At 47.6% G+C, this 26,661-nt stretch carries 24 protein-coding genes; 11 read left to right on the top strand and 13 right to left on the bottom strand.

Annotated features, from left to right (window positions below):
* Positions 1 to 232 precede the first annotated feature (232 nt).
* On the bottom strand, positions 233 to 1,033 hold the full coding sequence (locus A3GG_RS0105945; RefSeq protein ID WP_018358404.1) for a D-alanyl-D-alanine carboxypeptidase: 801 nt from the start codon (positions 1,031 to 1,033) through the stop codon (positions 233 to 235).
* Between the two features lie 68 nt (positions 1,034 to 1,101).
* Here A3GG_RS0105945 and A3GG_RS0105950 point away from each other — a divergent pair, with 68 nt between their 5' ends.
* The gene (locus A3GG_RS0105950) at positions 1,102 to 2,271 is read left to right on the top strand and encodes an AI-2E family transporter (RefSeq protein WP_018358405.1); all 1,170 of its coding nucleotides are present in this window, start codon (positions 1,102 to 1,104) and stop codon (positions 2,269 to 2,271) included.
* A gap of 91 nt (positions 2,272 to 2,362) precedes the next feature.
* Here the strand turns inward: A3GG_RS0105950 and A3GG_RS0105955 are convergent, their stop codons facing one another.
* Positions 2,363 to 3,067: a lysophospholipid acyltransferase family protein gene (locus tag A3GG_RS0105955; protein WP_018358406.1), complete on the bottom strand. Its 705-nt coding sequence runs from the start codon at positions 3,065 to 3,067 to the stop codon at positions 2,363 to 2,365.
* Positions 3,068 to 3,617: 550 nt separating this feature from the next.
* On the opposite strand from A3GG_RS0105955, the gene A3GG_RS0105960 reads away from it, so the two are divergent.
* From A3GG_RS0105960 to A3GG_RS0106005, 10 genes are read left to right on the top strand one after another with little or no spacing between them, the layout of a single operon-like run.
* Positions 3,618 to 4,706 carry a DUF4831 family protein gene (locus A3GG_RS0105960; RefSeq protein WP_018358407.1) on the top strand — a complete coding sequence of 363 codons (1,089 nt, stop codon included), beginning with the start codon at positions 3,618 to 3,620 and terminating at the stop codon, positions 4,704 to 4,706.
* 50 nt (positions 4,707 to 4,756) lie between these two features.
* The gene (locus tag A3GG_RS0105965) at positions 4,757 to 6,334 is read left to right on the top strand and encodes a peptide MFS transporter (RefSeq protein ID WP_018358408.1); all 1,578 of its coding nucleotides are present in this window, start codon (positions 4,757 to 4,759) and stop codon (positions 6,332 to 6,334) included.
* 26 nt (positions 6,335 to 6,360) lie between these two features.
* Positions 6,361 to 6,678, top strand: a complete 318-nt coding sequence (locus A3GG_RS11985; RefSeq protein ID WP_156808691.1) for a hypothetical protein — start codon at positions 6,361 to 6,363, stop codon at positions 6,676 to 6,678.
* A gap of 55 nt (positions 6,679 to 6,733) precedes the next feature.
* Entirely contained in the window at positions 6,734 to 7,708 is a 975-nt protein-coding gene (bioB, locus tag A3GG_RS0105975) for a biotin synthase BioB (protein WP_018358410.1), read from the top strand.
* Positions 7,705 to 8,988: an adenosylmethionine--8-amino-7-oxononanoate transaminase gene (bioA, locus tag A3GG_RS0105980; RefSeq protein WP_018358411.1), complete on the top strand. Its 1,284-nt coding sequence runs from the start codon at positions 7,705 to 7,707 to the stop codon at positions 8,986 to 8,988. The genes bioB and bioA overlap by 4 nt, the downstream gene beginning before the upstream one ends.
* Entirely contained in the window at positions 8,981 to 10,111 is a 1,131-nt protein-coding gene (locus A3GG_RS0105985; RefSeq protein ID WP_018358412.1) for an aminotransferase class I/II-fold pyridoxal phosphate-dependent enzyme, read from the top strand. Before bioA ends, A3GG_RS0105985 begins: the two co-directional genes overlap by 8 nt.
* A complete protein-coding gene (locus A3GG_RS0105990; RefSeq protein ID WP_018358413.1) occupies positions 10,096 to 10,767 on the top strand; it encodes a DUF452 family protein in 672 nt (223 codons plus the stop codon). Before A3GG_RS0105985 ends, A3GG_RS0105990 begins: the two co-directional genes overlap by 16 nt.
* Positions 10,764 to 11,540 carry a methyltransferase domain-containing protein gene (locus A3GG_RS0105995; protein ID WP_018358414.1) on the top strand — a complete coding sequence of 259 codons (777 nt, stop codon included), beginning with the start codon at positions 10,764 to 10,766 and terminating at the stop codon, positions 11,538 to 11,540. The genes A3GG_RS0105990 and A3GG_RS0105995 overlap by 4 nt, the downstream gene beginning before the upstream one ends.
* Positions 11,537 to 12,202 carry a dethiobiotin synthase gene (bioD, locus tag A3GG_RS0106000; protein ID WP_018358415.1) on the top strand — a complete coding sequence of 222 codons (666 nt, stop codon included), beginning with the start codon at positions 11,537 to 11,539 and terminating at the stop codon, positions 12,200 to 12,202. The genes A3GG_RS0105995 and bioD overlap by 4 nt, the downstream gene beginning before the upstream one ends.
* 44 nt (positions 12,203 to 12,246) lie before the next feature.
* Positions 12,247 to 12,648, top strand: a complete 402-nt coding sequence (locus tag A3GG_RS0106005; protein ID WP_018358416.1) for a hypothetical protein — start codon at positions 12,247 to 12,249, stop codon at positions 12,646 to 12,648.
* Positions 12,649 to 12,874: 226 nt separating this feature from the next.
* On the opposite strand, the gene murI is transcribed toward A3GG_RS0106005, so the two are convergent.
* The 11 genes from murI to A3GG_RS11990 all read right to left on the bottom strand — a co-directional run bounded on the left by murI (position 12,875) and on the right by A3GG_RS11990 (position 26,239).
* On the bottom strand, positions 12,875 to 13,729 hold the full coding sequence (murI, locus tag A3GG_RS0106010) for a glutamate racemase (protein WP_018358417.1): 855 nt from the start codon (positions 13,727 to 13,729) through the stop codon (positions 12,875 to 12,877).
* On the bottom strand, positions 13,729 to 14,103 hold the full coding sequence (locus A3GG_RS0106015) for a YccF domain-containing protein (protein ID WP_018358418.1): 375 nt from the start codon (positions 14,101 to 14,103) through the stop codon (positions 13,729 to 13,731). The genes murI and A3GG_RS0106015 overlap by 1 nt, the downstream gene beginning before the upstream one ends.
* A gap of 9 nt (positions 14,104 to 14,112) precedes the next feature.
* The gene (gene fmt / locus A3GG_RS0106020) at positions 14,113 to 15,048 is read right to left on the bottom strand and encodes a methionyl-tRNA formyltransferase (protein ID WP_248637659.1); all 936 of its coding nucleotides are present in this window, start codon (positions 15,046 to 15,048) and stop codon (positions 14,113 to 14,115) included.
* Positions 15,049 to 15,052: 4 nt separating this feature from the next.
* Positions 15,053 to 16,873 carry a chloride channel protein gene (locus A3GG_RS0106025; RefSeq protein WP_018358420.1) on the bottom strand — a complete coding sequence of 607 codons (1,821 nt, stop codon included), beginning with the start codon at positions 16,871 to 16,873 and terminating at the stop codon, positions 15,053 to 15,055.
* Positions 16,870 to 17,454: an L-threonylcarbamoyladenylate synthase gene (locus A3GG_RS0106030; protein ID WP_018358421.1), complete on the bottom strand. Its 585-nt coding sequence runs from the start codon at positions 17,452 to 17,454 to the stop codon at positions 16,870 to 16,872. The genes A3GG_RS0106025 and A3GG_RS0106030 overlap by 4 nt, the downstream gene beginning before the upstream one ends.
* Before the next feature lie 152 nt (positions 17,455 to 17,606).
* Positions 17,607 to 18,095, bottom strand: coding sequence for a CRISPR-associated endonuclease Cas2 (gene cas2 / locus A3GG_RS0106035; RefSeq protein WP_018358422.1), 489 nt, complete (start codon positions 18,093 to 18,095; stop codon positions 17,607 to 17,609).
* A gap of 47 nt (positions 18,096 to 18,142) precedes the next feature.
* The gene (locus A3GG_RS0106040) at positions 18,143 to 19,162 is read right to left on the bottom strand and encodes a CRISPR-associated primase-polymerase type B (protein ID WP_018358423.1); all 1,020 of its coding nucleotides are present in this window, start codon (positions 19,160 to 19,162) and stop codon (positions 18,143 to 18,145) included.
* Between the two features lie 25 nt (positions 19,163 to 19,187).
* Complete coding sequence (cas1, locus tag A3GG_RS0106045; RefSeq protein WP_033408493.1) at positions 19,188 to 20,168, bottom strand: CRISPR-associated endonuclease Cas1; 981 nt, start codon at positions 20,166 to 20,168, stop codon at positions 19,188 to 19,190.
* Between the two features lie 404 nt (positions 20,169 to 20,572).
* Positions 20,573 to 22,300, bottom strand: coding sequence for a BACON domain-containing protein (locus A3GG_RS0106050; protein WP_026215672.1), 1,728 nt, complete (start codon positions 22,298 to 22,300; stop codon positions 20,573 to 20,575).
* A 37-nt stretch (positions 22,301 to 22,337) separates the two neighbouring features.
* Complete coding sequence (locus A3GG_RS0106055) at positions 22,338 to 23,324, bottom strand: PorV/PorQ family protein (protein ID WP_018358426.1); 987 nt, start codon at positions 23,322 to 23,324, stop codon at positions 22,338 to 22,340.
* Positions 23,325 to 23,356: 32 nt separating this feature from the next.
* Positions 23,357 to 26,239 carry a S8 family serine peptidase gene (locus tag A3GG_RS11990; RefSeq protein ID WP_018358427.1) on the bottom strand — a complete coding sequence of 961 codons (2,883 nt, stop codon included), beginning with the start codon at positions 26,237 to 26,239 and terminating at the stop codon, positions 23,357 to 23,359.
* Between the last annotated feature and the right edge of the window lie 422 nt (positions 26,240 to 26,661).

Raw genomic sequence — 26,661 nt, forward strand, 5'->3', positions numbered from 1 at the left:
CCCACGGCAACTTTTCCGCCAGCTGATACCACCTATTGCTCTTATCGAGAGACTCCGACAAATTACCATCCCCAATAAAAAGGGGCAACCTCCCAATGCTTGAAAACACCTTCCTCATATTCTCAATAACTGCTATTGCGTTTCTTTTTAACACTACAATATACCAATAATCATCAATATAGCAAAGAAAATAATACTTCAATTGCTTGAATAGTAGGTGGTTAAGGCATATTCAGCAAGCTCTAAATAATGGAGGATTAGGCATAGCCCCTCGCACCTGTAGCTTGGCTACATTGGCAGGGTAAGCCCCTGTGATAGGGTAACTCCCATCAGGCAATACAAATGGGCTAATATAGATAGAGTCTCTCCTCCGAGTGCTCGTAATGTCATACATTTTGGTGAGCTTCAGTTCAGGTATTTCTGGTTCCACCGAAAAGCCCCGTCCGTTCTCCGTAAAGTGGATTGAATAACTATTGTCATAAGCATTGAGCTCCCATAACCCTGCAGCATAAGCATTGCCCATATCGTAAGCCAGCCATTTCGGATTATTAGCCTGAAAATCGCTCCTAGGCACAATCGCTATCACATCTCCCGAAATCTCAGTGATTCCCTTTGCCTTTAGCCCTTGCGCCACCTGCTTAAAGAAAACATCCTGATCTCTATTCCAAAAATAGCGTGAACCAATAGAGGGGTCTCCTTGACCCACAATATATATATCCCCTTCCACCTTGCCATTCTCAAGCCTCCCATTCGTCCTAATCTCCGTAGGTATTCTACCTGCGCCGCCCTTCTGGCTCCATAGCGTAGCAGTGCTCACCAGCTTCATCGTGCTAGCGGGTGTCATCAAATGGTGATCCCTAATCCCCACGAGTACCTCCCCTGTCTCTGCATCTTGAATAGAGAGCGACCAAAAAGAGCGCTCCAATCCCGCTGGCTCAGATGGTGTGTAGATAGCTTGTGCCGATACACTAGTTCCTATAAGAAGTAGACAAAATAATCCAATCCCCTTCAAAACATCATTTCCTTTCATCATAAATATTTATCTTTGCTACAAATATAAACAAATTGAGGTGTATAGTCCTCTGTACAAATATTAAAAGTATGAAACCAAGAAAGATTGAGGAGTTTTTCCAACAACCCTTTACCTTCGATAGGGTAGCAAGAATAATCTTCGTGCTATTACTTGTGGGTGCCCTACTATTTGCCACAGCCTATCTTGCCAATTTCCTCGCACCATTTGTGCTGGCTTGGCTTCTTGCATACCTTATGTTGCCACTAGTGAAGTGGTTTCAGACCAAGCTCAAGGTAAAACCCCGTTGGCTAGCTGTAACGCTCGTGCTATTACTCACCCTTGGCGTGCTTATTGGTGTGCTCGCCATCCTTATCCCTAGTATCACCAAGGAGATCAACCGTGGTTGGGTCATGCTTCAGGAGTATAATATCGGAGCCTACCTTATCGGTTTGCTCCCCGAAGGGGTTAGAAGCAAGAGCGAACTCCTCGCTAAGCTAGAAGCTCTTGCCTACAGTGTCAATATCCAAGAGCTAGTCACCTCTATCGAAGGCATATTCAGTAGGGGTTGGGGACTATTGCAAGGTACATTTACAGCCATCTCAGGAGCTATGGTCATCTTTATCTTCCTCTTCTACTTCGTATTTATGCTCATCGATTACGATAAAGTACGACAAGGATTTATCGATATGCTCCCTGAGAGCGCTCGCCCTGTCATGCAAGAAACTGGCGATATCATTGGCTACTTTGTCAATACTTATTTCCGCGGACAAGCCTTGATTTCGCTCATCTGTGGCGTTATCCTAGCCATTGGTTTCGCCATTATAGGGTTGCCAATGGGTATCACGCTTGGGCTATTTATAGGGTTGCTCAATATGATTCCCTACTTACAGATCCTAGGCTATATCCCACTAGTACTCCTAGTAGGGCTACAGGCGGTAGCTACAGGCGAAAACTTTTTCCTCCTCCTCCTCTTTGCCTCAATAGTGGTGATTATTAGTGAAGTGATACAGTCCTTTATTCTCACCCCAACCATCCAGGGGCAGAGCCTCGGCATCCACCCTATCGCTATCATGCTATCCCTTACAGTGTGGGGTGCTATCTTTGGCTTCCTCGGCATGCTCTTCGCCCTCCCCCTCACCATGATCTTCTATACGCTCTACATGAAGTATATCGTAGGCAGTCCTACCGACCTTGATACTCACCTAAGAGAAGAGATGGCAAGGAGAAACCGACAGAGGCTTCTCCGTCGTAGGAGGTAGCGCGCTTTCCCTCGCTCCTCCCCAAAAGTAGTGTACCGATAGCCCCTCACTGGAAGGCTATCGGTACACTACTTTTTAGGGAAGAGAGGCGTTACTCCAATCTGCTCCTTACCTCTTGCATCAGCTCCTCTATTGTTTTTCCCTTATCGGTCTCAATAGGAGGGAAGAATTGTAGGCTCAGTCGTCCCCAATGCAGATCCCAAGTACCACGTTTTAAGATCTCAAAACCGCCCTTGATCTTGGCAGGCACTATAGGCACGCCAGTCTCCATAGCCACCTTGAAAGCCCCCTTTCTCAGTCTATCCAATCGCCCAGTGAGCGTTCTGCTCCCTTCTGGAAACATAAAGATATGGTACCCATTCTCAATAGCCTTCTCGCAGTCCTCCACCACACGCTTAGCGCCCGAAGGCGTATTATCCACAAATATAAAGCCAATCTTTTCGCACGCCCACCCCACGAAAGGGATATTTCTGAGCGAACCCTTCATCACCCACTTAAACCGCACGCCAGCATATCCATAGAGGAGAAATATATCCATAGCACTCGTATGGTTGGGCGCCACCACAGTAGGACGATCCTTAGGGAGATACTCCCTTCCTATCACCTTTACAGGAATAAGCAGAACCCATAACGTTAGCTTACTCCATATCCTACCTGGCCAATAACCAAATATTCGCTCCGCACCAGCAATACTGCCAAGTGCTGATATCACAGCTGTGAGTATCGTGAGCACCACAAAGATTGGCAAGGCGACCAATACGACATAAATGAGATATAAGATTCTCTTCAAGTTCATCAGACTGTACCGTTGATTGTTAAGTATACTACACAATGTATATTACAAAGATACGATTTTTCCGCACTGCAAATGAATTCAATTATATCTCCGTACGCATTATTACCTATATATCCCTTCAGCTGGTGCTAAACACCTAAGGAAACAAAGATAAGTGGATACACATTTTTAGCTCTCACAAGAGAACTTCATGATCCAATAGATACTGCTCCAATTGGATATCGGCACTTACTGAATGTGAACTGCCATATCCGGCAAACTTATTCCTAGGAATAAAAATATTTATTCCTAGAGATAAATATTTTTATTTGTACAGAAAAATAAATTTATTCCTAGGAATAAATTTTGCTCCTTGCGCGAGCCAAAACGCATGCTCTAGTGAGCGCTTTTTGCCACGACTATTACCGTGGCTACCATCTTCGCCTACAGCTTGGCGGAGTCCATCATTATTGCGCCAACCTCATATTTAGGCTGATTCTAGCTGAGTTAATAGATTCTAACTAGTAAGTTTTTGTTATATTTGTCGGTAATCTGTATTTCGGGATCAAGTATGATGAGGATAAATAGGATTTTAGCGGCTGTTATCGTGTCGCTTGTTCTCTGGAGTGGCAGTGCTGCCCAGAGAGTAGAGCGATACAGTGTTGCCGCACTCAACGACAATAGGGTCGTGTATGCCCTGCCGCTTACCCATCTCTACTTACAGGTAGAGCTAGAGAAAGTGATAGAGCAACCCGGAGAGCTATCGCTCTATGCCGAGCGCTTCCTCGGTAGTCGGGATGCTATCATAGAGCCTGCTACATATTATCAGCTTAAGGGACTAAACCTTGGGGCTTATGGTGTAGCTGATCCCGATCAAAGGTACTCTATCGACTTCAAGAAAAACAGCACAGCCACGGATGTCTCTCTCACTAAAGAGGGCATACTGATAGGTGTCAATGTAAATACCACTGACGTAGTACAGCTTCCTGAAACGAAGAAGCCAATGATTGGGCGTACCGACGACCTCTCGTCTCGTATGCTACCCCCTGAGTATATCCAGGCTACAACGATAGCGGCAAAGGCACAGATCCTTGCCGATGAGATATACCGCACCCGAGAGAGTCGCAACTTGGTCATTAGCGGTGAGTCGGAGCAGCCTTTTGCCGATGGCGAGGCACTTAAGATCGCTGTGGAACGACTGGATCAGAGGGAGCGGGCTTTCATGGGGCTATTCAATGGTATTAGGCAGAGCGCTGAGGGCGTGGAGGTGGTCGCCAATCTATCGGCTACCGAGGAGGGGCACCGTGTGGTGGCTCGCTTCTCAGAGCAGTTGGGGCTCCTCACTCACGACGACCTTAGGGGCGAACCTATCTATCTCGACCTAGAGATTATAGAGCAAGCCCCTCAGCTAGAGGAGCGGGAGCAAAGCAAGCTCCAAAAGCGCTTGGAGAAAGGTATCACCTACCGTGTCCCTGGACTAGTAAGGGCGACTGTGACTTTCCGTGGCGAGCGTATGGTATCTAAGGAGATACCGGTAGCCCAGCTTGGTAGCCTTGAGGCTCTAGATATGGTACTCTTTACCACTAAGGGTAAAAATACGTCCGTAGAGTTTTATCCCAGCAATGGAGGGCTCAAGGAGGTACGAGAAATCCACCAGTAATAGACAATTAATTTAACTCAAATATTAACTTACAAACAAAAGCTTACAACATGTTTAAAGAACATCCTAAAGGATTGGTGGCGGCTGCTCTCAGCAACATGGGAGAACGCTTCGGCTACTACATTATGAATGCAGTTTTACTGTTGTTCTTATCTTCTAAGTTCGGTATCAGTGATGAAATCTCTGGCTGGATTTATGCTGTTTTCTATTTCTTAATTTACGTATTAAGTTTGCCTGGTGGTATCATTGCTGATAGGACACAGAACTACAAAGGAACCATCATATCTGGACTAATCGTGATGGCAGTTGGTTATGGATTGCTCTCTATTCCTATATTATCAACATCAGCTAATATTGGTTGGTTATTGCCTTTTACTTGCTTTACTTTGCTTATCATTGCTGCTGGTAATGGTTTATTCAAAGGGAACCTTCAGGCAATCATCGGACAGATGTACGATAACTTCGAGGCAGAAGCTGCGAAAAAGGACGAAGCTGCTTTGAAGATAGCAAAAGACAAGCGTGATGCAGGCTTCCAAATCTTTTATGTATTTATCAATATAGGGGGGTTGATTGCACCTTTCATCGCACCTACACTACGTAGCTGGTGGCTCGGGAGAAATGGTTTTACCTACAATTCTGATCTTCCTGCACTTTGCCATAAATATATTGGGAATGCAGCAGAGATGACATCTACAGATATGAGCAATCTAACTGAGCTTATCTCTAAAGTCCAAATTAACCCACAGCCAATTGCGGCAGATCAAATAGCAGATTTTTGCCAAAGCTACTTAGAGGTGTTCAATACAGGTGTTCACTATTCGTTTGTAGCATCTGTAATTGCGATGTTGCTCTCGTTGGTTATCTTCTTGATGAATAAGAAGACTCTTCCTACTCCTGTGAAGAAGGACAAGAAAGTTGTAGTTGAATACACTCCAGAAGAGAAAATAGCCCAAGCGACAGAAATAAAGCAAAGATTATATGCTCTGTTTGCAGTATTGGGTGTCGCAGTATTCTTCTGGTTCTCTTTCCACCAAAACGGTCAGTCGTTATCTGTATTTGCTAGAGACTTTGTCAACACCAAGAATGTAGCTCCAGAGATATGGCAGGCTATTAATCCTGGTTTTGTAATCCTTCTTACGCCACTTATTATGTGGTTCTTTGGAAGGTTAGCCAAACGAGGTAAAGAAATTAGCACTCCTAGGAAGATTGCTATTGGTATGTTTGTGGCAGCTTCAGCTTACATCTTTCTGATGATTGTAGCAATGATATTTGAATACCCATCTGCAAAAGAATTCGTTTCTTGGGATGTAAATGTGCGCGATGCGATGAAGGCCAGCCCATGGGTTCTTATCGTTACCTACTTCTTCTTGACTTCTGCTGAGTTGTTCATATCTCCTCTCGGAGTGTCATTTGTTTCCAAGATTTCTCCAAAGCACCTGCAAGGTATTTGCCAAGGCTTGTGGCTGACTGCGACAGCGATAGGCAACTTATTTATTGCCTTGGGAGTGACTATGCTAAATCGCTTCCCAGAACAATGGATGACTTGGGCGGTATTTGCTGGCTTCTGTCTCATCTCCATGGGAGTTATGCTCTCTATGGTGAAGTGGCTTGAGAAGGTCACCAAGTAATCACTTAGATTAAATAACTTGGATAGGTGATGCACAAGCACACGCTATTGGGACAAAGAAAGGCTTTCCGCTTCACTCGCTGGAGCAGAAACGCTGCTGCCTCTTTTCACTCTATAAAGATGGTCGTGAATATAGGGCAACTACGTGCCAATGTGCTTGAGCGAATCGCCCTCAAGTGCGCCAATGCCCTCCGTGCCCTTCTCGTAGGGCGGAGGATGGTGGTCGAAACTATCGAGAGCGAAGACGCCTTGGATGCCGTCCCACCAGACCTACTGGAGGAGCTCATGATAGCTCCCACGGCATCCGAAGTAGTAGCAACGGCTTCACCTATTCAGACACCCTAACACTTAGGTGTGCCTAGGCTCATGTATGCCTAGGCACACCTTTTTACTTTTACACATGAATATTGCAGATAGAATAATAGGGGGAGAAAGAATTACTTCCGTGACTGAGCTGCTCCAAATTGTAGAGCAGACACCACGAGAGGAGCTATTCAAGGCTTGTCATCGTATCACGAGGGAGCTCTCGGGTAATGGTTTCGATACTTGCTCTATCATCAACGTAAAGAGCGGACAGTGTAGCGAGGACTGCCATTGGTGCACTCAGAGTGGGCACTTTGCTACCAATTGCGAAACCTATCCAATACTTCCCGAGGAGGAGGTATTGGCACTCGCTAAGCACAATGAGCGTGTGGGCATCAAGCGCTACAGCCTAGTAGCTAGCGGCAAACGCCCTTCAGAAAAAGAGGTATCTACCTATGCGCCTATGTACCGCAGGCTAAGAGAGGAGACTGGTCTACAGCTCTGCGCCTCCTTGGGGCTAGCCTCCCGAGAGACACTCAGGGAACTAAGGGAGGCGGGGTGCACAACCTATCACTGCAATATGGAGAGTGCACCAAGCCATTTCCCTAACCTCTGCTCCACTCATACGCAGGCGCAGAAAGAGCAGACCCTACGCGACGCACAGGCGGTAGGTATGCGGCGCTGTAGCGGTGGTATTATCGGCATGGGAGAGTCGCGTGAGCAGAGGGCAGAGTTCGCCCTATATCTCGCCGCTTTGGGCATAGAGAGTATCCCTATCAATATACTACATCCGATGCCTGGTACACCGCTCGAGCATGAGGAGCACCTATCGGCGGAGGAGGTACTATTGGCTATCTGTATCTTTAGAATAGCTAACCCGACTGCTTTCTTGCGCTTCAGTGGAGGGCGTGCTTTACTGAGTACGGAAGTCCAGAAGCAAGCACTCTACATCGGTATCAACGCAGCCATTACTGGTGGACTACTGACCACCACTGCCTCTATTGCCGAACGTGATATGCTACTCTTCGCCGAAGCCGATTACGACACCACTAAAGCTACCGACTGGAAATGAATACAGAAGAACTTTTACAGTGGGATAGAAACCACTTGTGGCACCCATACACCTCCACAATAGACCCTCTAGCAGTATACCCTGTAGCCAAAGCCGAAGGGTACACTATCACACTGGAGGATGGCACTCAGCTTATCGATGGAATGAGCTCATGGTGGGCAGCCCTCCATGGCTACAATGTACCCGAGCTTAATCAAGCCCTCACCAATCAGGCGGAGCAAATGTCGCACGTGATGTTTGGGGGACTAACCCACCGCCCTGCCGTAGAGCTAGGTCGGCTATTGGTGGAGAAGATACTCCCAGAGGGTATAGACCAATTGTTTTATGCCGATAGCGGTTCGGTAGCAGTAGAGGTAGCTCTCAAGATGGCGATACAGTACCAGCAGTCGCTAGAACGTAGAGCCAAAAAGCACTTTGTATCTATCCGAAGTGGCTACCATGGCGATACTTGGCACGCAATGTCGGTATGCGATCCCGATACGAGCATGCACAGCTACTTCTCGGGTACGCTACCGGTGCAGTATTTTGTACCTCAGCCCCGCAGTCGGTTTGGCGGCGAATGGCACGCCAATGACCTAGAACCAATGGCAGATCTACTCCGCAAGCATGGCGAGGAGATAGCCGCAATCATCGTAGAGCCTATTGTACAAGGTGCTGGAGGTATGTACTTCTACCACGCTGAGTACCTCAACCAACTGCGTAGACTCGCCAATGAGCACCACTGCCTCCTTATCTTCGACGAGATAGCCACGGGCTTTGGGCGAACCGGTCAGCTACTCGCCACGTACCACTCCGCTATCCTCCCCGATATTATCTGCCTAGGGAAGAGTCTTACAGGCGGATACATGACCCTCTCGGTGGTCGCTACCACCAAGTCCATTGCCGATACTATCTGTAGAGGAGTGGCAGGGTGCTTCATGCACGGACCTACCTTCATGGGCAATCCTTTGGCTTGTGCCGTGGCGAAAAGGTCAATAGAGCTACTCCTCTCCCGTGATTGGCAAGGTCGAGTAAAGGAGATAGAGGCACAGCTTCGCGAAGGTCTTGCTCCGCTGGAGCGGCACCCTTCGGTTGCCGAAGTGCGCATACTCGGTGCCATTGGCGTAGTGGAGATGAAGGAACCAGTAGATATGGCAACCCTTATCCCCAAGTTCGTCGCCCAAGGAATATGGGTGCGCCCATTTGGCAAACTGGTCTACCTGATGCCGCCTTTCCTAGCTATTACCGACGAGGCACTACACCAACTGATTGAAGGACTCATCAACGTTATCCATGGATAGGTACTTAGAAGCACTCCAGCAGTGTCAGACCGAGGGCACCTACCGCACTATCCCCGAGCTTTCCCTCAGAGGAAAGGAGGTAGAATTGGCAGGGCAATGGTACCTCAACCTTAATAGCAACGACTACCTTGGGCTACTAGATGTTCCTCTTTGGCAAAGATTCCTAGAGGAGCAGGGCAACGACTTCCGCCCCTCCAGTGCATCATCGCGCCTCCTTACGGGCAACGACCGCCCCTTTTCGCACTTCGAGCACTACCTTAGTGGGCTCTACCGCTCCGAGAGTGCGCTTTTGTGGGACAGTGGCTACCATGCCAATAGCGGCATTATCCCGGTTCTCGCCCTTCCCAATACCCTATTTATAGCCGACAAACTGGTACACGCCAGTATCATTGATGGGCTACGGCTTGCGGGCGCTCCCTTCCAGCGGTATCGGCACAACGACCTAGAGCATCTACGTAAGCTACTGAGCCGCTATGCCCACGACTACCAGACCATCTGGGTAGTTACCGAAAGCCTATTCAGCATGGATGGCGACTTTGCTCCACTCCAAGACATAGCAGCACTCAAGAAGGAGTACCCTCACCTTCACCTCTATGTAGACGAGGCTCATGCCGTAGGTGTATACGGAGAGGGTGGTCTCGGATATGCCAGCCAATTGGGGCTTCTCCCAAAGGTCGACCTATTGGTCGGCACTCTCGGAAAAGCCCTAGGGTCGGTCGGCGCTTACTCTATCCAGAGCGACACCCTCCGCCACCTCCTCGTAAGCCGAGCAAGACCACTGATATTCTCCACCGCTCTACCACCTATACAGGTGGCGTGGAGCCAATATGTATTTGAGCAAGTAGCACAAATGGATAGCCGAAGAGCACACCTCAAAGCACTCATCCAGCAACTCAATCAACAGCTCGACACCCATTTTGAGAGCCAGATTATCCCCCTGATAGTACCAGGGGAGGAGCAGGTACAAAGGGCAGCAGAGCTATTTCTCAGCCATGGACTCTACATCCGTCCTATTCGCAAACCCACTGTCCCTGTGGGCAGCGAGCGCCTAAGAATATCTCTCACCGCAGCCATGAGCGAAACAGAGGTCACCAAAATAGCTAACTTATGCAGACAAATTTAATACATCAAGAAGGCAACGACCGCCTACTCATATTCTTTACTGGCTGGGGGACAACCCCCGAAGTAGCAGCACACCTACAGCTACCTGAGGGGTGCGACTACCTTACAGCCTATGATTTTCGTACCGTTTCGCCCCAAGAGCTCCCACCCCTAGGGGAATACAAAGAGGTGTATATGGCAGCTTGGAGCATGGGAGTATGGGCGCTAGATACCCTAGCCGAGCATCTACCCAAGCCCACTAAGGCAATTGCCATCAATGGTACCCCTCTCCCCATGAACGACCAGTACGGCATCCCCAATGAGACCTTCCATGGCACGATGAAGGGATTGGACGATGACAATAGAGAGCGATTCAATCGCCGCATGTGTGGGGGTAAGAAGCTCCTAGCTGTCTTCAATACCTTCGCAGCTCGTAGTACCGAAGATCTCAAAGAAGAGCTGGACAGCGCCTACCTCCTAGTGAAGGATCTGCCCGACAATACTCCGCCTAGACTCGCTTGGAGTGAATCAATAGTCGGGACGAAAGACCTCGTGGTACCTACCACTAATCAAATAGCTTACTGGGAGCGGTACCATATCCCCATTCATCTCCTAGAGGGACTGGGACACTACCCTCTTATGGAGTATCAAAGCTGGGATCAGATCTTCCGACTATGAATATAGATAAAACCATAGTCCTCAATCGCTTCTCCAAGGCACTCATCACCTACGACCAAGAAGCTACTGTGCAGCAGTTGGTGGCGGCAGAGATGCTAGACCTCATCCAAGAAGCTCAACCAGGCTTCGCCCCTCATAGGGTATTAGAGCTTGGGTGTGGTACTGGCTTCCTCTCCAGCTTGATAGCGCAACAATACGGCAAGGGTATCACCAGCCTTACCCTCAATGATATTGTGCCTGAAGCTCGGCAAGTGGTACAGGAACGGCTAGCACAGGACTTCAACTTCCTCCTCGGAGATGCAGAGCGTATTCCCTGGGTAGAGCATCAAGACCTCGTCATCTCCAATTGCTCTATACAGTGGTGGGACAATATGACCCACTACTTCCGAAAGGGGCTACAATACACCCATGAGGGAGCCATTGTGGCGGCCTCAATCTTTGCTCAGGGACACTTCTGGGAACTACAGTCGATACTACCTCAATCGTTGCACTATCCTACACACCAGGAGATAAGCACTCAGCTAGAGGGACTTGGCTACGAGCAAATAACGATACGGGGTAGTAGCCGACAGCTAAAGTTTCCCCACCTACTTGCGCTTCTCAAACACATCAAGGCTACAGGCGCCAATGCCTTTACCCAGCAGGTAGAGGGCTCTTGGACGCCACTCCGACTCCAACAGCTGGAAAGGCTAATGCGTGAGGAGCGTGGTCTATCCGACAGCGCCCCCCTAACCTTAACGTACAAACCACTTATCATAATAGCAAAACGATGAAACTATCAGAAATACTTACGACACCCGTACACTTCGTATCAGGGATAGATACCGATGCTGGCAAGAGCATTGCCACCGGCTGGCTCAGTCGACAGTTACTATCAGAGGGGGTCAATGTAATTACCCAAAAACTGGTGCAGACAGGTTGTATCGAGATGAGCGATGACATCCTCACGCACCGTAAAATAGAGGGGCGTGAACTACTACCCGAGGATATCGACCATACAACCCACCCTATCCTATATGCCAAACCCGCTTCGCCACATATCGCTGCCGAACTAGAGGGTACTACGGTAGATATTTCGCTCGCGACCCAGTCTACAGCACAGCTTATTGGGAAGTACGAAAAGGTACTCCTCGAGGGAGCTGGAGGGCTTATGGTGCCTATCACCCGAGACCAACTTACCCTAGAGTATGTAGCCGAGCAGAAGCTCCCTGTGATTCTCGTGACCACAGCACAGCTCGGTAGTATCAATCATACCCTCCTTGGCCTCGAAGCTATCGCTAGTCGAGGGCTAGAGATTCCTCTTGTGGTATACAACGAGGGACTCACCTACGACCCTATCGTCACCGAGGATAGCCGCGAATACCTTCGTACCTACCTCGCTACAAATTATCCTACTACTCACTTCCTAGTCTTACCCCGTATAGAACTAGTGTGAGCCGGTAATATTTCACTAACCATTCAAACGAATAACGAACAAATATGAAGAAAAGTATTTTATTCCTACTGACCTCCGCAATGCTGGCAATTGGGCTCTTGAGCTGTAATGGAGATAAACCTGTAGGAAGCTCCCTTACGGGTACAAGCTGGCAACACATAGAGAGAGAAAAAGGGGCTGACGGCAAACTCGTCTGTATCATTACTTGGACACTCACATTCAATACGAATGATGCGGTGACCGAAGTGATAGACTACAAGTATGTGATGGATACTACAAAATCCTACAAGGATGAAGCACAATACGAGTACCACTACAAGGACTTCCAAGGAGCTCTAGTCTACAAAGATGAAAAGGCACCCTTTGTGGTCAGCAAAGACTTCAGCGTGCTAACGGTCACCCCTGAGGACGAAGGCCCATTAGCCTTTACCCGACTGCTACTCTAGCGAGGACTAATCACGGCTCGCCTGAGCAGCGAAATTTATCTCTAGGAATAAACATTTTTATTCCTAGAGATAAATATTTTTATTTGTACAGAAAGATAAATTTATTCCTAGGAATAAATTTGCCCGATACCGCAAGCCACAGCATGCGCATTAGCTATTACAAAGAAAGGGGATGTATTACGGATGTTTATTTGGACAGCGTTAGCTACGTTTGGGAATAGCTATTTTAGTAGTCGCTGAGGGAGACGTGATTAACCACTTCGCTATTGACGTGGTTGGGCATGAAGTAATCCGCCATGGTAGCAAAGCGTTGGTCGTTCTCAGTAGTACAATAGGTGGTAGCACCATTTTTACTAAGCCGTCTATCCATCTCTGGATGGCGTTGTAGATAGTCTTGGAGCGAATGAGCCACGATTGCCCCTTGGGGTATCACTTGGATATGTTCTGGAAGAGCTTGATGAATACGAGGGAGAAGCATAGGATAGTGGGTACATGCCAGCACTAGGGCTTGCATATCGGGCGACATCTGTTGTAATGCTGCTAGATCTCGCTGTACAAAGTAATTGACCCCAGGATTATCGCCTATCTCGCCTCTCTCTACAAGGGCTGCCCAAAGTGGGGTCGCCTTCTGGACGAGGTGGACATTAGGCGCATATTTCTCCGTCTCTATCTGATAGGAGTTGCTTGCTACCGTAGCTTCGGTAGCTACAAGCCCGACCTCCATGTGACCATTGGCAGACTGCTGTCCAAGGTACTCCACTGTGGGTCGGATAACGCCTAACACACGCCGAGTAGGGTCGCTGCTATTGGGTAGGTCGCACATCTGTATCTGCCGAAGGGCTCTTGCCGAAGCGGTATTACAAGCAAGGATAACAAGCGGACACCCTTGGGAAAACAGATAGTTGACCCCTTGCCGTGTATACTTATAGATAAGCTCAAAGGAGTGCGAACCGTATGGTGCGCGGGCATTATCCCCCAGATACAAGTAATCGTACTGAGGCAGAATGCGTTGGAGCTCACTCAATACCGTAAGCCCTCCGTAACCAGAGTCGAAAACTCCTATTGCCTTTCTCTCACTCATCAAGCTAGAATCTCTACCTCTCTACCAAAGGGAGCAAAGGCTACTTTGGCAAACTTGAAGTGCTTTTGTCCCCAAGGAATTCCTATGATGGTAATAAAGAGTATTACTCCTATTAGGATATGGGTAAGCGCAATCCAGATACCTGCAAGAAGTGCCCAAAGCACATTACCAATAACACCGATAGGGTTGGTGCTCGCACCTGATACCTTACTCCCGAAAGGGAAGAGCATCACAAGGCCTAGCTTGAAGAGCTGTAGCCCAAGCGGTATACCGATGATCGTTACACATAGTACGAGTCCCGCACTGAAATACTCAAGGGCAGTAGCAATGCCGCCAAAGAGCCACCAAATGATATTGCCTAATAACTTCCCCATACTGCTTAGCTACTTAAATATTACTCCATCCTCTATTTTATTCCCCAGCAGGTAGTCGCGCACTGTAGTACGGCGCTTATTGGGGAATTGTACTTCCAATAATTCCAAAGCCCCTTCTTGGCACTGCACCATAAGGGTACTATCTGTAACCACCGAAGTGCCTGGTGATTTAGCTCCAAGGGAAGGAACTTCCCGAGCATTGAATACCTTGATTTCTTCATCTCCCATCACTGCTATAGCCGTGGGATAAGGGCTCATAGCACGTACCCTTAGCTCTAACTGCCTTGCGGAACTATACTGGAAGCTCAATAGACGGTCCTCCTTGAATATCTTTGTGGCGTACTTTATCCCCTCATCACTTGCTTGTGGGCGAGGCGTGATAGTGCCCTCGGCAAGACCTCGCACCGTCTTGTAGGATACCTCAGCGCCGAGCTGCATCAGCTTATCATGGAGCGATCCACCAGTCTCATCGGTAGCTATCTCTATCTCCTCTTGCATCAGTATCTTGCCTTGGTCTACCCCCTCATTGAGGAGGAAGGTAGTGACGCCTGTCTTCGCATCGTCATTGAGAATAGCATGCTGGATAGGCGCAGCGCCACGGTACTGTGGCAGTAGTGATGCGTGTAGATTGAAAGTCCCTTGCTTAGGCATGCCCCACACCTCTTTAGGCAACATCCTGAAGGCAATCACTATAAATAGATCTGCTTGGAGCGCCTCTAGCTGAGCCAAGAATGCCTCATCCTTGAGGCTCTCAGGCTGTAAGAGTGGCACCTCGGGCAATACCCTTAGAGCCACTTCCTTTACTGCCGAAGGGCGGAGCTTATGCCCACGGCCTGCAGGTTTATCGGGAGCGGTAACTACTCCCACTATATCATTGCCCTTTGCCACTAGATATTCTAGAATATAACTAGCGAAGTCGGGCGTACCAAAGTATACTATCTTCATAAGCTCAATCCCCTCCAAAGTTCTCATTCAGTACCGAACGATATTGATTAAATATCATCGACTTTGAGACAAAACCTAAGTACCTTCCCTCTTCGTCCTCCACAGGAAGATTCCACACTCCAGTATCGTCGAAAGTCGTCATTATCTCGTCCATACTCATCGTATTGACCACCCTAGCGGCTGGAGATACCATAAAGGTCTCCACCTTGAAGCGATCGTAGAGCTCAGGACGGAACATAATATTACGGATATTATCCAGCAATACCACGCCTACCATACGCCCTTTCTCATTCACTACAGGGAAGATATTGCGTTTGCTCTCACCGAATATCCTTACGGTATCGCCCAGTGTCATACTTGGTGATAGGATACTGAAGTCATTCTCCAGTACGTGATCTACTTGCATGAGGGTCATCACTGCCTTATCCTTATTGTGGGTAAGGAGCTTGCCTTGCTCGGCCAGTCGAAGCGAATAGATACTATGAGGAAGAAAGAGCCTAATCGTACCATAGGCTGTGGTAGAGACCACTAGTAGGGGCAAGAAGAGATTATAACCACCCGTTAGCTCTGCTATAAGGAACGTACCCGTAAGTGGCGCATGCATCACTCCAGCCATTACTCCAGCCATTCCCATGAGTGCGAAGTTATCCTGTGGTAGATGCACTGAGAGCCCAAGGCTATTCATCAGATAACTGAAGCTAAAGCCTACCAATGCACCTACGAAGAGACTAGGTGCAAAGACGCCACCAGCACCACCTCCGGCATTGGTAGCAACGGTGGCAAATACCTTGGTGAATATGGCAAGGAGGAGGAAGAGCGGGAATACCCAGAACTCTCCTTCGAGTCGCTCAAATAGTGACCCCTTCATAATCTCGCCCGGATCACTCCCTATCAAGGAACTGATGGTGATATAACCCTCACCATACAGCGGAGGCAGGAGGAAGATAAGCGAACTGAGGATAAGAGCACATACAATCAGCCTCTGCCAATAATTGCCCATACCCTTGAGCTTACGCTCTAATCCGAATGATATCTTGGTAAAATAGAGTCCGCTAAGCCCACAGAGTATCCCCAATACAATCACCCAAGGCATACGACTCATATCGAAAGCCTCTGTGGCGGTATAGGCGAACTGCGCTTCAGTACCAAAGATGAGGTAAGAGATAGATGCGGCAGTAACCGAAGAGATAAGCAATGGCATCACAGAGGTAAGCGTAAGATCCATGAGCAAGACCTCGATCACAAAGATAAGCCCTGTGATAGGGGCTTTGAATATACCTGCCACTGCGCCAGCAGCACCACAGCCAAGGAGCAGCATGAGGTTTTTATGTTCGAGATGGAAGAACCTACCTATATTGCTACCAATAGCCGAACCAGTCATCACTATTGGCGACTCCGCTCCTACCGAACCACCCATACCGATAGTGATAGATGATGCCACAATAGAGCTCCACATATTATGGGGCTTGAGGCGGCTCTTGCGCTGGCTCAGGGCATAGAGTATCTTTGTAACACCATGGCTGATATCGTCCTTCACTATATACTTCACAAAGAGATAGGTGATCAATACACCTATCACCGGAGTAAATAGATAACCGATATAAAGATCATCCACAGTAAAAAGCCGGGTACCATAGTCGGCAATCAGGTGGATGGCTTTTTTGAGGAGCGCAGCAGCTACCGAACAGAGTACACCTACTACGAATGCTAGGATAAGGATAAAGAACTGTTCGGGAATCCTCGCTTCTCTCCATTCCAAAAAACGGCGTAAGATTCTCTTGCCCTTAGTCTCCTCCGTTGTCAATATACCTTGCCCCTGTGTCATCGAATTAGCTTAAATGAACCATCTGCCTCTAGTTTAATAATGCTAGAAGCCTTGCCCTTACTCGTGTCGTCTTGTCTGTGCTGTACCACATAATCTACACCGCCAAGTATCTCATCAGAAATATCAGCGAAGCACGTAGGAGAGGGTGCTCCAGAGATATTGGCAGAGGTACTCACTATAGGGCGCTTAAACCTCAGGCACATATCACGGCAAAAGGGTTCATCACTTACTACCCTAATACCTGCACTACCATCCTCAGCCAAAAGATTTGGTGCCAATCCGTGCACCTTGGGATAGATGATAGTGAGTGGAGTAGTGGTAGCATCTAGGAGTTCATACGCTATGAAAGGCACCTCCTTCATCAGTCCGATCAACTTTGCTGGGGTATCCACAATACTGATTAGCGTCTTAGCGTCCTCCCTATGCTTAAGCTCAAATACTTTTTTTACCGCCTCGGGATTAGTAGCATCACAGCCAATACCCCATATCGTATCGGTAGGGTAAAGGATGAGCCCACCCTGCTCCAATACCTCTAGTGCACGTGCGAGATCTTCCCGCTCATACCTCCTAATATTCTCCATACTATAACTCCAATAAATTCCCTGCGAAGTTACCACTTTTTTACGACCTTTGAAAAGCCCAGATATCGGGCTAAGGCAAGACAAGACTGTGCGCAACACCATGATTTACTATTTCGTACAATAGACCAATGAGGGTACCTGTATGCTTTTTACTAGAAAAAGAGTGTATTTTTCCTCTTTAGTATTAGATCCACGTCAATTGCAGCACCGATAACCTTCATCGCTTGCAGGTAGTCTGTAGATATAGGGACAATGAGGATGCTATCCTCATTGTCATAACAGGCTTGTACTTCAGCCAGTTCACTTCGTATTTTATCGTACTTCGCAATAGGAAGGTCTGCCAAAAATATAGACTTCTGTACCCGTAAACACCCCTCTTTAAGTAGGTACTTTGCCACTTGGGTGCGCACCTTATTGCTCTCAATATCGTACATTACAAAAAACAACATATAATTTGCAGGTCTATTATCTCTCTTTACAATATCAAAAATCACCTCTACACGCTCAGTAATAGTACTGAGCCCCTCCAAGTTCGCTTTTGGTCTATTAGGCGTGACTGGAGGTGTAAGTCCAGCACGTCTGAACTTCCTCATTCGTTCAGGGAAACTCAACTCCTCCTGTTTTTTCTTATTGCTTCCCATATCTAAGTTCCCATAGAAGACCTCAGTTTACAAAACAATACCCTAGCCTATATGCGATTGTAAACAAAGCTCTCCACCATTTTGGCTAGAGCTTCATTAAGCTCGGCAGATGTCCCAGTACGTGGAGATTGCACCACAGAGTACCCCCGCTTACCGAAGAAAAGATTTATCTCCGCCTTATTTGTTCCAACACTGGCACGAATCTTCTTGCCATAACTAATATTTATCACCTCGTCTACTATCAGTCCTGTCTCAGTGATATAGGTAGAAAGCTCGGTCATAATCATATTTAATTGCTCTGGCACATAAGGAGCTGGCTTATCCGGCTTAGGTGGTACTTTCCCTAAAATCTCTTTGATACGTTGCATCACCTCTTGGTCTACATCTCCCTTGGGTGTAGCACTCTTTTCCTGCTCCTCTTCTCTACATTTCTCAGCCTCTTCCAGCCTCTTCTTCTCCCCAAACATCATATAGGGATTCCGACTGTCTACAAGAGCCCCCAGATCCACAGGTGTGGCCTCAGGATTATAGTAGACTTCTGGGTCATAACTAATAAAACAAGCACGTGTGACATCACTTGTTTTACTATCCACTACCTGGTCTAGACCATATTGAATAGAAAAGTCTCTTACAAAGAGCTTATAGAAGAGAGAAAAGACGCCAGCATCGTAGCACCGTTCAGAAAGGTGGAAAAGTAGTTTCAGCCCATCTGCACTAGGGGAGACAAAAGATAGGAGTACACGGCTATCCGCCTCTATCTTTTCTCGTAAGGCAGTAAGTTCAAGCCCCTTCTCTGCCACGTGGTCAATGTCAATAATAAAGTATGAAGTAAAAGCAAAGTTCTCGGTGCGCCTAACTGCTGGATTAAATGCCCCACAGACTATATACGGAAGATCTCGCTTAAGGAGAGAATATTGCTTAGGATCTATGTTTCGTACTGCTCTTAGTTGCTTTATTCTATTGAGGATATGAGGCTTTGGATTCTTGATAGAGTGGTAAAGATAGTCTAGTGGCACCTTGGAGAGAGGGTCACCCGAAGTAGCTATGTGACTTCCTGCATGTAGCATAATAATTCAAAAGACTTGTGGAGAGTTATTGATGCTTCTTAAATACCTGTGCTAGGTTCTGTGCATAGAGGATAATATGCTGCTCCCTACTCCTCTGAAGCCCATTAATTAGTACCACTTCATCAAGGTAGTCATTAAGTGATTGCACCACTATCCTTCGCCCCAATCCCTCGAGCCAATATGATCCATCGGCCTTCACCGAGTAAAACTCATCAGTAATATCGTGCTGAGACACCAAAGTCATCACCACGTATTCGACCCATACCCTATAAATCTCTATCACATCATATACAAGCACAGGTCGATTGTAATCATCTCTGTGGAATACCCCCACGTATGGATCTATACCAGCTCGAATAAGTGCCCCCTCCACCTTACCATAGAGGATACCATATCCATAGTTGAGCATAGCATTGACCACATCAAGCGCAGGATGCTGCGAACGTTGGGCAAAGCGAAGATGCTCTGGAATAAATAGGTTGAGTGTCTGAAAGTATATCTTGGATGCTTGCCCCTCCCATCCCCTAAGGTTAGGGGCAATATCTGAAATAACGTCTCCATTAAGTGCATTCACCTTGGTCTGGTAGTCTACAATCTTACGTATTGCACGATCTACCATCTTCTGTATGGCAGAGTCCTGTACCCTCATAGCCAAGATAAGCGCTTGCTGATGCTCCATCTTCTTTTCTATGACACCCTTGATCCACGTGATGGCATCAGGAGAGAAGGTAAAGTTGAGTTGCCCTTTACGAATAGTAGATATTGACCCATACTTATTGCTCCACACCCGACCTATAGGATGACCCTGCCTGTCCATAAAAAGCACCGCTATCTCATGCTCTATGGCCAAAAGCACTGCATCACTGGTTATCTGAGCACCACGACTGATATGAATAGCGCTGATACCATCCACTGGTAGCCTTTGGTTGCCATCTTTATGATGAACTACAAAAGCCTCATTATCTCGGCTTAGAGAGGTGCCGAACGTGTTTAGAATCAAATCCATAATAATACCGACAATATAGGTTACTTCTGTTATCGACAACATTACAAACGTACCTATTAGTTGGTGACAATAGCACAAATTCTACTAATAAATAAACTCATACACTTACCATAATACACTGAATATACAGTGCTTATCCTTGTTTTAATGGAATATGGTCGCCGACAACTCTGCCTGAGTGCGACCCTTCGGGTCGGCTTACCACTTTGGAAACTTGAGTAAATATAAAATGGGGTAGTTACGGTCAACAAGTAAGGGTGATACCAATGTGTCCGTCCACATCTGTCGCAAGCCTCTATCACAAGTTACCCATCCCGACTCCGTTTATAAAAGCTTATACAACCAATTTCCTCTTGTAGAGACACAGCATGTTGCGTCTCTACAAGAGGAAATTGGGAATGTGATCATCTCGCCTTTTTGTAGTAGAAGATCACATAGAGAGCTCTGCTGCCGTTGTTGATGTAGTCGACACTGCCAATCCCATCATTGACTACGCCAAAGAAGATGCGGAACTCACATGACTCGCCCTTGTAGGTTACTTTCTTGAGATATTCATATCCAGCCCCTTTACTTTTGAGAGTTTCCATCATATCGTATTCGAAGCCTTCTTGCACCAACAGCTTACTAAACTCTCGCGTGGGTCGCCACTCACGGTTAGGGTTTTGCCACATCATCTTATTGACATCTTTGCGGTACTCCCATACTTGGAATACCTTACCGAGGTCTTCAGTAGCGGTTTTATAGCGCCAATCAAAGCGGTAACGCCTATTGACGATATCGGCATGGCTGCTGCTTGGCACCTCAGAGGTTACCTCATAGAGCTCCTCTCCATACTTTTCTTTGTCAAAGGTTTTGGCACTAATTTCACTCACTTTTCGTTGCTGCACGATATTGCCTTTCTGCTTAGCGATAATCTCCTTTACATCAGCCAATTTGATACCCTTCTCTATGGTCTCCTTAGCCTCATAAGGGAAGCTGGGGTAGGTCGCATAATCCTCCACCTGAGTGTAGATTGGGGCAAAACGTACATAGCTACGAGGGGCTGCCTCACTTTCAGCAATCTCAACTTGTACAGCGATTGTAAGGGCATCATCTATCTTCTTAACCGCATAGTAGTTGAAATTATCATCCATTTCCGTCTCCTCGCGCTTAAAACCTTGTTGCTCAAGGTATGGTAGGAACTTATCCATCATGAGCTCCTCACGCTTATTGGTGATAAACCAAGCTCTACGGAAGGCATCTGAAGGCTTATTGTACTCATAATGGAGCTCATCAAACACCTCAGACTGAGTGGGCGAGAAGATCAACACTGCTGGGATCCAGGTGATCTCCATGTTCATATTAACAGTATAACCACCTGGTTTGTAGCTGATCATAGTACCGCCACGCTCCTCTACCTCATACTTCAGTAGAGATTTAATGTCAAAGTAGATACTAAAGAAAGGCAAACCATACTTATCCTTGGCAAGGTTAGCCGCTTGCTTGATCTCTATACTCTTGCTCTCGTCGCCCATGGTGACATAGATCTGGGAAGTACGCTCGGTAGATTGGTCATTAGGATGTACGGTGAGCTCAAAGAAGCCAGGAAATTGGCGTGCCACTACCCAAGTATGCTCCTTATTGGTCTCTACCTTCCACTCCTTATCCTCTGTAGCAACCCTCACGAGATAACGATCACCCTCAGTAGGCACCTCTATATTGAGGGGTTCTATATCCAGAGTGAGTGTGGTAGGAGTGCCTGCACCTGGGGCACCGCCACCCTCTTGGGTCACATGTACTTTGGCCACAGACCCGCCAGTAATGATCAATACATCAGCCTCTCTTACCTCGTCACTAGTGTTGGGCTTGGTGCCGATAATGATGCTATTGGCTTGCCTAGTAGCAGTGAGCCAGCTAGCAGTAGAGGTAGGTTCCCAACTAGTGTATTCGGTGGTCACTGTCACCATTGGTGTAGGATCCATCGCATTAGCTCCCAGTTTAAGTTCGTTGGTAGAAAGGGTAATGGCGCCCTCTACGGCTGAGTTAGGGCTTTTATCCTCGGGAATACAGCTTGTCACTATGCTGATTAGCATAATCGCAGTGGCCAATGAGCACACCACATTAACGATTGTTTTAAAGCTCGTCTTCATCATCTCTTATATCTCTTGTATTGTTTTATCACTTATTTCTCTAAAAATTAAATCCCAATGTCGCACTCCAGATATTGGCCTTGGAGAGCTTAAAGTGCTTGGCATATCCTATCTGCAGGTCAAAACCTCTATAGGTAATACCCCCACCCGTGCTCCACCAGTGGCTATCATTGCTGCCCAGTAGGCAGCCTGAGCGTAGGGCGATAAAGCCGGCATAGCGATACTCCAATCCCATATGGGCTTGGAAGAGTGAGTAATTGTCATTGGGGAAGTAGTATCTGGCACCCACTACAGGGGTCAATTGGTGTACTACATCGAGGTCGACCGTCAGCTCTGCCTCCATCTCCAGACGTGTAGGGAGCGAAAATGAGTCTTTGCTTGGATAGGTCACCTTGGGACCTACATCGGCCAGACGTAGGGCGAGATTGAGCTCCTGTACTTTCCCTGCCAGCATAAGCTGAGTCTGCCAATTGGCTCCCAGTGAGAAGAGGGCTCCATAGGTCCCCTGCTGACCATTGTAGGTGGTGAGTAGCCCTCCTGTGGCAAATAGAGACAACCCGTACGACAACCTAATGGCATAGCCTATATCAGCTGTCCAGTCAAAGGGGGTGACCAACTTACCTTGCTTGCCCCACTGATCGAGGAGGGTACGGTAGCCATAACCGCCGTGAAACCGAAAGCCTGCAAAGAGTGCGTGATTGGGGTGTATACGTGCCGCCAATGAGATGGTGGAATAGGTTTTGTCGCCCACCTTACTCTCAGGAAGTGGAAAGAAATCACTCGTCACACCCACCGAGAAGTGCCTATCCTGATCCATAAAGGCTCCGGGATTAAGGTAGATCTGGTGCTGATGGCTATGGAGTAGTGTGGCACGCCCTAGAGCTAAGGCACGGGCGTCGGTTGGATAATCGAGGAAGGTAAATGCTCTACCACTCTGTGCGTGTAGCCAAGGAGTGCATATGCTGGCTATGAGTAGCACTGCCAGCAGGGCGAACCCCCTCCTATTTACATTGTATATCTGTATCATTTTATATCAATTAGTTAGTGTGGAAGGGTGATTTACATTTTGAGGAATATCTGCTCGGTACGTCTGCCACCTGTCACTACCTCAAGTATATAGGTGCCATAAGGCAAGGAGTTGACATCGAGTACCACAAAGCCATTGCCTTGGCCATCGTCTTGGGATGTCAATACTTGCTTGGAAAGCTGCTCACCCATCTCAGAGCGGATCACTACCTCTGCCTGTTTATGCTTGGCATTGAGCCATATATTGATAAACTTCTTGGCTGGCAGTGGCCAGATAGCATGTACATCGGCTTCGGTATCCTCTATCACACTCACCAGTAGGTTAATGGTGGTGCTGTAAAAACCATTGGATACATTGACACTAATGGTGGTCTGCCCTTGTCGCAACCCTTTGATGGATATCTTGCTACCCTCTACCTGAGCAATGGCAGTATTAGGATCCATGGAGCGGACGGTATACTCATGCTGTAAGTAGGGATTGTGGTCGACAAACTGAGTCAGGTCAAAGACAATTGGCTCCTCTCTTTTACCCACAAGCTGATCAGGGATGCTTTGGATCACCAATGGCTTAGTGGCTCTTACCACCACAAAAGGTATCTCATAGCTACTTACCGCACCCAATTGGTCAGTAAGCGTAAGGGTAAAGGTATACTCCCCTTGTGGCAACGCAGAGCGGAGCACCACCTCTATCTTATCTTGCCGCTGATAGAGGGTCACACCGGTGAGGGTACCTGCGGACTCCACCTTCCAAGAGTGGCCATCGACCTCCTCGACCATCAGCTCATAGGTAGCAGGGCCACTGGCATTGACCACCTTGAGTGGCTCAGTCGGAATATTGGTGATCTCTGGGGCACTATTCTCCTTGGTCTTCCTTGAGAAGAAGACAGGCTCAGATCTATTGCCCCATCTATCAACTGCGATAAGGGCAAAGAAATGCTCCTCTCCTGGCTTGAGGAGAGGGATAGTCCAGGTCATACGGTCGCCTGCCTTGGTATCCTTACCATTTATCTTATTATTGGGAGGACCAATCAGCTTACCCTTATCCAATAGGTTTTGGGCAGTCAAGGCGGTGCGACTGGTCAATAGTATATAGTAGGCTGGTTGGCCATCATCCTCATCCTCAGGCACGAGCCACTCCACCACTAATGAGGTGTAGTCTTGCTCCACTGGCTGTGGGAGATCGATGATCGGTTGCTTAGGTGCCTTGTTTTGATTATCCAACGTGAGCGCCAGATAGGCATCGATCATACCTATACCCAGTTTGCCACTCTTGTCGGGATTGAGCTTATCTACATTGACAGGAGTAGTAGCGGCCATGATGGTTTGCCTCAGCTGCTTGGCGGTATAGCCCATCTTGCCACGATGCGAGAGTACCAAAGCCGCGATACCGCTGGCATGTGGGCAAGCCATAGAGGTACCATCGTAGGCGTCGTAGGCATTGGCATATGAGCCATTAATGGCGGGTATCGTACTCATCACACCACCGCGGTGACCATTACGCTTCAGGTCGCCACCTGGTGCCATAATGTCTACCCAAGGGCCATAGGTGCTAAAGGTAGCCACCTGATAGCTAGGGCCATAAGCTGCTACCGCTATCACCTCTGGCTCCGAAGCGGGTACCGCTGTAAACTCCTTGGGTTCATTACCTGCCGCAAAGAAGATGATACCGCCTGCCATAGGCGACTCAGGCCTCTGGGTGTGGGTATCTTTGTCTATACCAGCATACTTATTGAAGTAGGCGATGGCCTTTTTGATAGGCTCGGGAGTAGTCTTGATACTGGCATAAGAGGGCCATCCCCACGAGTTTTGACTAATAACCGCACCATTGTCAGCAGCATAGACGATCGCTTCAGCTTGGTTACCACCCTTGGTCACCTCCTTGCCTTCGTCATTAAGCTCAGTACGTAGGATCGCAGTAGACATCAGACGCACACCGGTCTGAGAACCTTTGGCATGGTTACCTCCAGCTACACCAGATACGCCAATACCATTATTATTACGTGCGGCCACGGTGCCCGCCACATGGGTGCCGTGCATCTCGCCTTTGATATTAGGACTATTGGTCACGAAGCACCAGCCGTGCACATCATCCACATAGCCATTATTGTCATCATCGACTCCAGGAGTACCATTGGCTTCGGCACTATTCACCCATATGTTGTCTTTAAGGTCTGGGTGATTAAGATCCACTCCCGTGTCAACGATATTGACAATCACATTGGGGGTACCGGTAGTGATCTTCCAGGCCTTGAAGAGGTTGATATCTGCCCCCATCGTACTACCTGGCACAGTACCATCATTATTGTAGTGCCACTGCTGTGGTAATAGAGGGTCATCAAAGGGCATATCGCTCTTTCGCTCCATAGAGGGGAGAGGATTGGTTTGTATCACATCAAGATAACTCCCCGCCCCACTCCTAAGGGAAAAGGGCTGACCATCGCCCATAGGCTGTATCACTGGCACAAACTCCACCATTGCCACCTCAGGCACCTGATCAAGAGCGGCCATCGCCTGTGGCAAAGGGATCTCCTCATCAAAGTGTACATAATAGTAGAGGTGTAAGCCCTCGGCACGTCGGCGGGCCTCAAACTTACCTGCAGGAGGGAATACACGGTGCATACGCACTCCATCAATGGATCGTAAGGTAGCTGATAATTCGACAGAAAGTGCTTGGAGGTCTACATCGCCACCTCCCGTCACTCGCAAGCTACTGGCTGTAGCTTCAGATACTCGGATAAAAACTTGCCCCGGCACGGCTCCTTCAGCAGGTATATCATACTTAGAAGGGTCAGGGCGCTGGTTTGCTTCAGTCGAATTGCTTGGCTCTTCTAAAAGCCTCCGCTCTTTGGTACAGCTACCAACGAGCATTGCCAACCCACACAATAAGCAGCCAGCAGCAAGAATAGATTTCTTCATTCTGTAACGATTTTAAATACTACTTTTCTCATATCAAAGGCAGAGATGATAGGTCATACCCTATCACTTACCACACCCGTTATAGGTTAACTAATAATTAGATGCAGACAAATATAACAAATTTTGTCTTAATCCTTGTTTTAATGGAATATTATAATGAGAATGTTGCACGAAAAACCGTCTCAAATTATTGCGTATATCATTGATTATTAGTATCTTTATTGTGTAATTAAGGGGAGGATATAGTATTGATTTATAGCGACAATAGTTATGGGATTCAAGCAAACGAGCAACAATGCACCCTCATTTACTGAGGTGTTTACCGAATTGAGAAGTTCTAGAGCACGCAATGAGTTTCTAGAGCAAATTGACAAACTCATTGATTGGAGACCATTTCAAACGCTCATAAATAAAAAGCTAAA

Origin of the sequence: Porphyromonas levii DSM 23370 (assembly GCF_000379925.1) — a bacterium.
Taxonomy (GTDB): Bacteria; Bacteroidota; Bacteroidia; order Bacteroidales; family Porphyromonadaceae; genus Porphyromonas_A; species Porphyromonas_A levii.

Bases quoted from the DNA above. Each gene is read 5' to 3' on its own strand.
- A3GG_RS0105945 (WP_018358404.1), bottom strand. From the start codon at position 1,033: ATGATGAAAGGAAATGATGTTTTGAAGGGGATTGGATTATTTTGTCTA.
- A3GG_RS0105950 (WP_018358405.1), top strand. From the start codon at position 1,102: ATGAAACCAAGAAAGATTGAGGAGTTTTTCCAACAACCCTTTACCTTC.
- A3GG_RS0105955 (WP_018358406.1), bottom strand. From the start codon at position 3,067: ATGAACTTGAAGAGAATCTTATATCTCATTTATGTCGTATTGGTCGCC.
- A3GG_RS0105960 (WP_018358407.1), top strand. From the start codon at position 3,618: ATGATGAGGATAAATAGGATTTTAGCGGCTGTTATCGTGTCGCTTGTT.
- A3GG_RS0105965 (WP_018358408.1), top strand. From the start codon at position 4,757: ATGTTTAAAGAACATCCTAAAGGATTGGTGGCGGCTGCTCTCAGCAAC.
- bioB (WP_018358410.1), top strand. From the start codon at position 6,734: ATGAATATTGCAGATAGAATAATAGGGGGAGAAAGAATTACTTCCGTG.
- bioA (WP_018358411.1), top strand. From the start codon at position 7,705: ATGAATACAGAAGAACTTTTACAGTGGGATAGAAACCACTTGTGGCAC.
- A3GG_RS0105985 (WP_018358412.1), top strand. From the start codon at position 8,981: ATGGATAGGTACTTAGAAGCACTCCAGCAGTGTCAGACCGAGGGCACC.
- A3GG_RS0105990 (WP_018358413.1), top strand. From the start codon at position 10,096: ATGCAGACAAATTTAATACATCAAGAAGGCAACGACCGCCTACTCATA.
- A3GG_RS0105995 (WP_018358414.1), top strand. From the start codon at position 10,764: ATGAATATAGATAAAACCATAGTCCTCAATCGCTTCTCCAAGGCACTC.
- bioD (WP_018358415.1), top strand. From the start codon at position 11,537: ATGAAACTATCAGAAATACTTACGACACCCGTACACTTCGTATCAGGG.
- A3GG_RS0106005 (WP_018358416.1), top strand. From the start codon at position 12,247: ATGAAGAAAAGTATTTTATTCCTACTGACCTCCGCAATGCTGGCAATT.
- murI (WP_018358417.1), bottom strand. From the start codon at position 13,729: ATGAGTGAGAGAAAGGCAATAGGAGTTTTCGACTCTGGTTACGGAGGG.
- A3GG_RS0106015 (WP_018358418.1), bottom strand. From the start codon at position 14,103: ATGGGGAAGTTATTAGGCAATATCATTTGGTGGCTCTTTGGCGGCATT.
- fmt (WP_248637659.1), bottom strand. From the start codon at position 15,048: ATGAAGATAGTATACTTTGGTACGCCCGACTTCGCTAGTTATATTCTA.
- A3GG_RS0106025 (WP_018358420.1), bottom strand. From the start codon at position 16,873: ATGACACAGGGGCAAGGTATATTGACAACGGAGGAGACTAAGGGCAAG.
- A3GG_RS0106030 (WP_018358421.1), bottom strand. From the start codon at position 17,454: ATGGAGAATATTAGGAGGTATGAGCGGGAAGATCTCGCACGTGCACTA.
- cas2 (WP_018358422.1), bottom strand. From the start codon at position 18,095: ATGGGAAGCAATAAGAAAAAACAGGAGGAGTTGAGTTTCCCTGAACGA.
- A3GG_RS0106040 (WP_018358423.1), bottom strand. From the start codon at position 19,162: ATGCTACATGCAGGAAGTCACATAGCTACTTCGGGTGACCCTCTCTCC.
- cas1 (WP_033408493.1), bottom strand. From the start codon at position 20,168: ATGGATTTGATTCTAAACACGTTCGGCACCTCTCTAAGCCGAGATAAT.
- A3GG_RS0106050 (WP_026215672.1), bottom strand. From the start codon at position 22,300: ATGATGAAGACGAGCTTTAAAACAATCGTTAATGTGGTGTGCTCATTG.
- A3GG_RS0106055 (WP_018358426.1), bottom strand. From the start codon at position 23,324: ATGATACAGATATACAATGTAAATAGGAGGGGGTTCGCCCTGCTGGCA.
- A3GG_RS11990 (WP_018358427.1), bottom strand. From the start codon at position 26,239: ATGAAGAAATCTATTCTTGCTGCTGGCTGCTTATTGTGTGGGTTGGCA.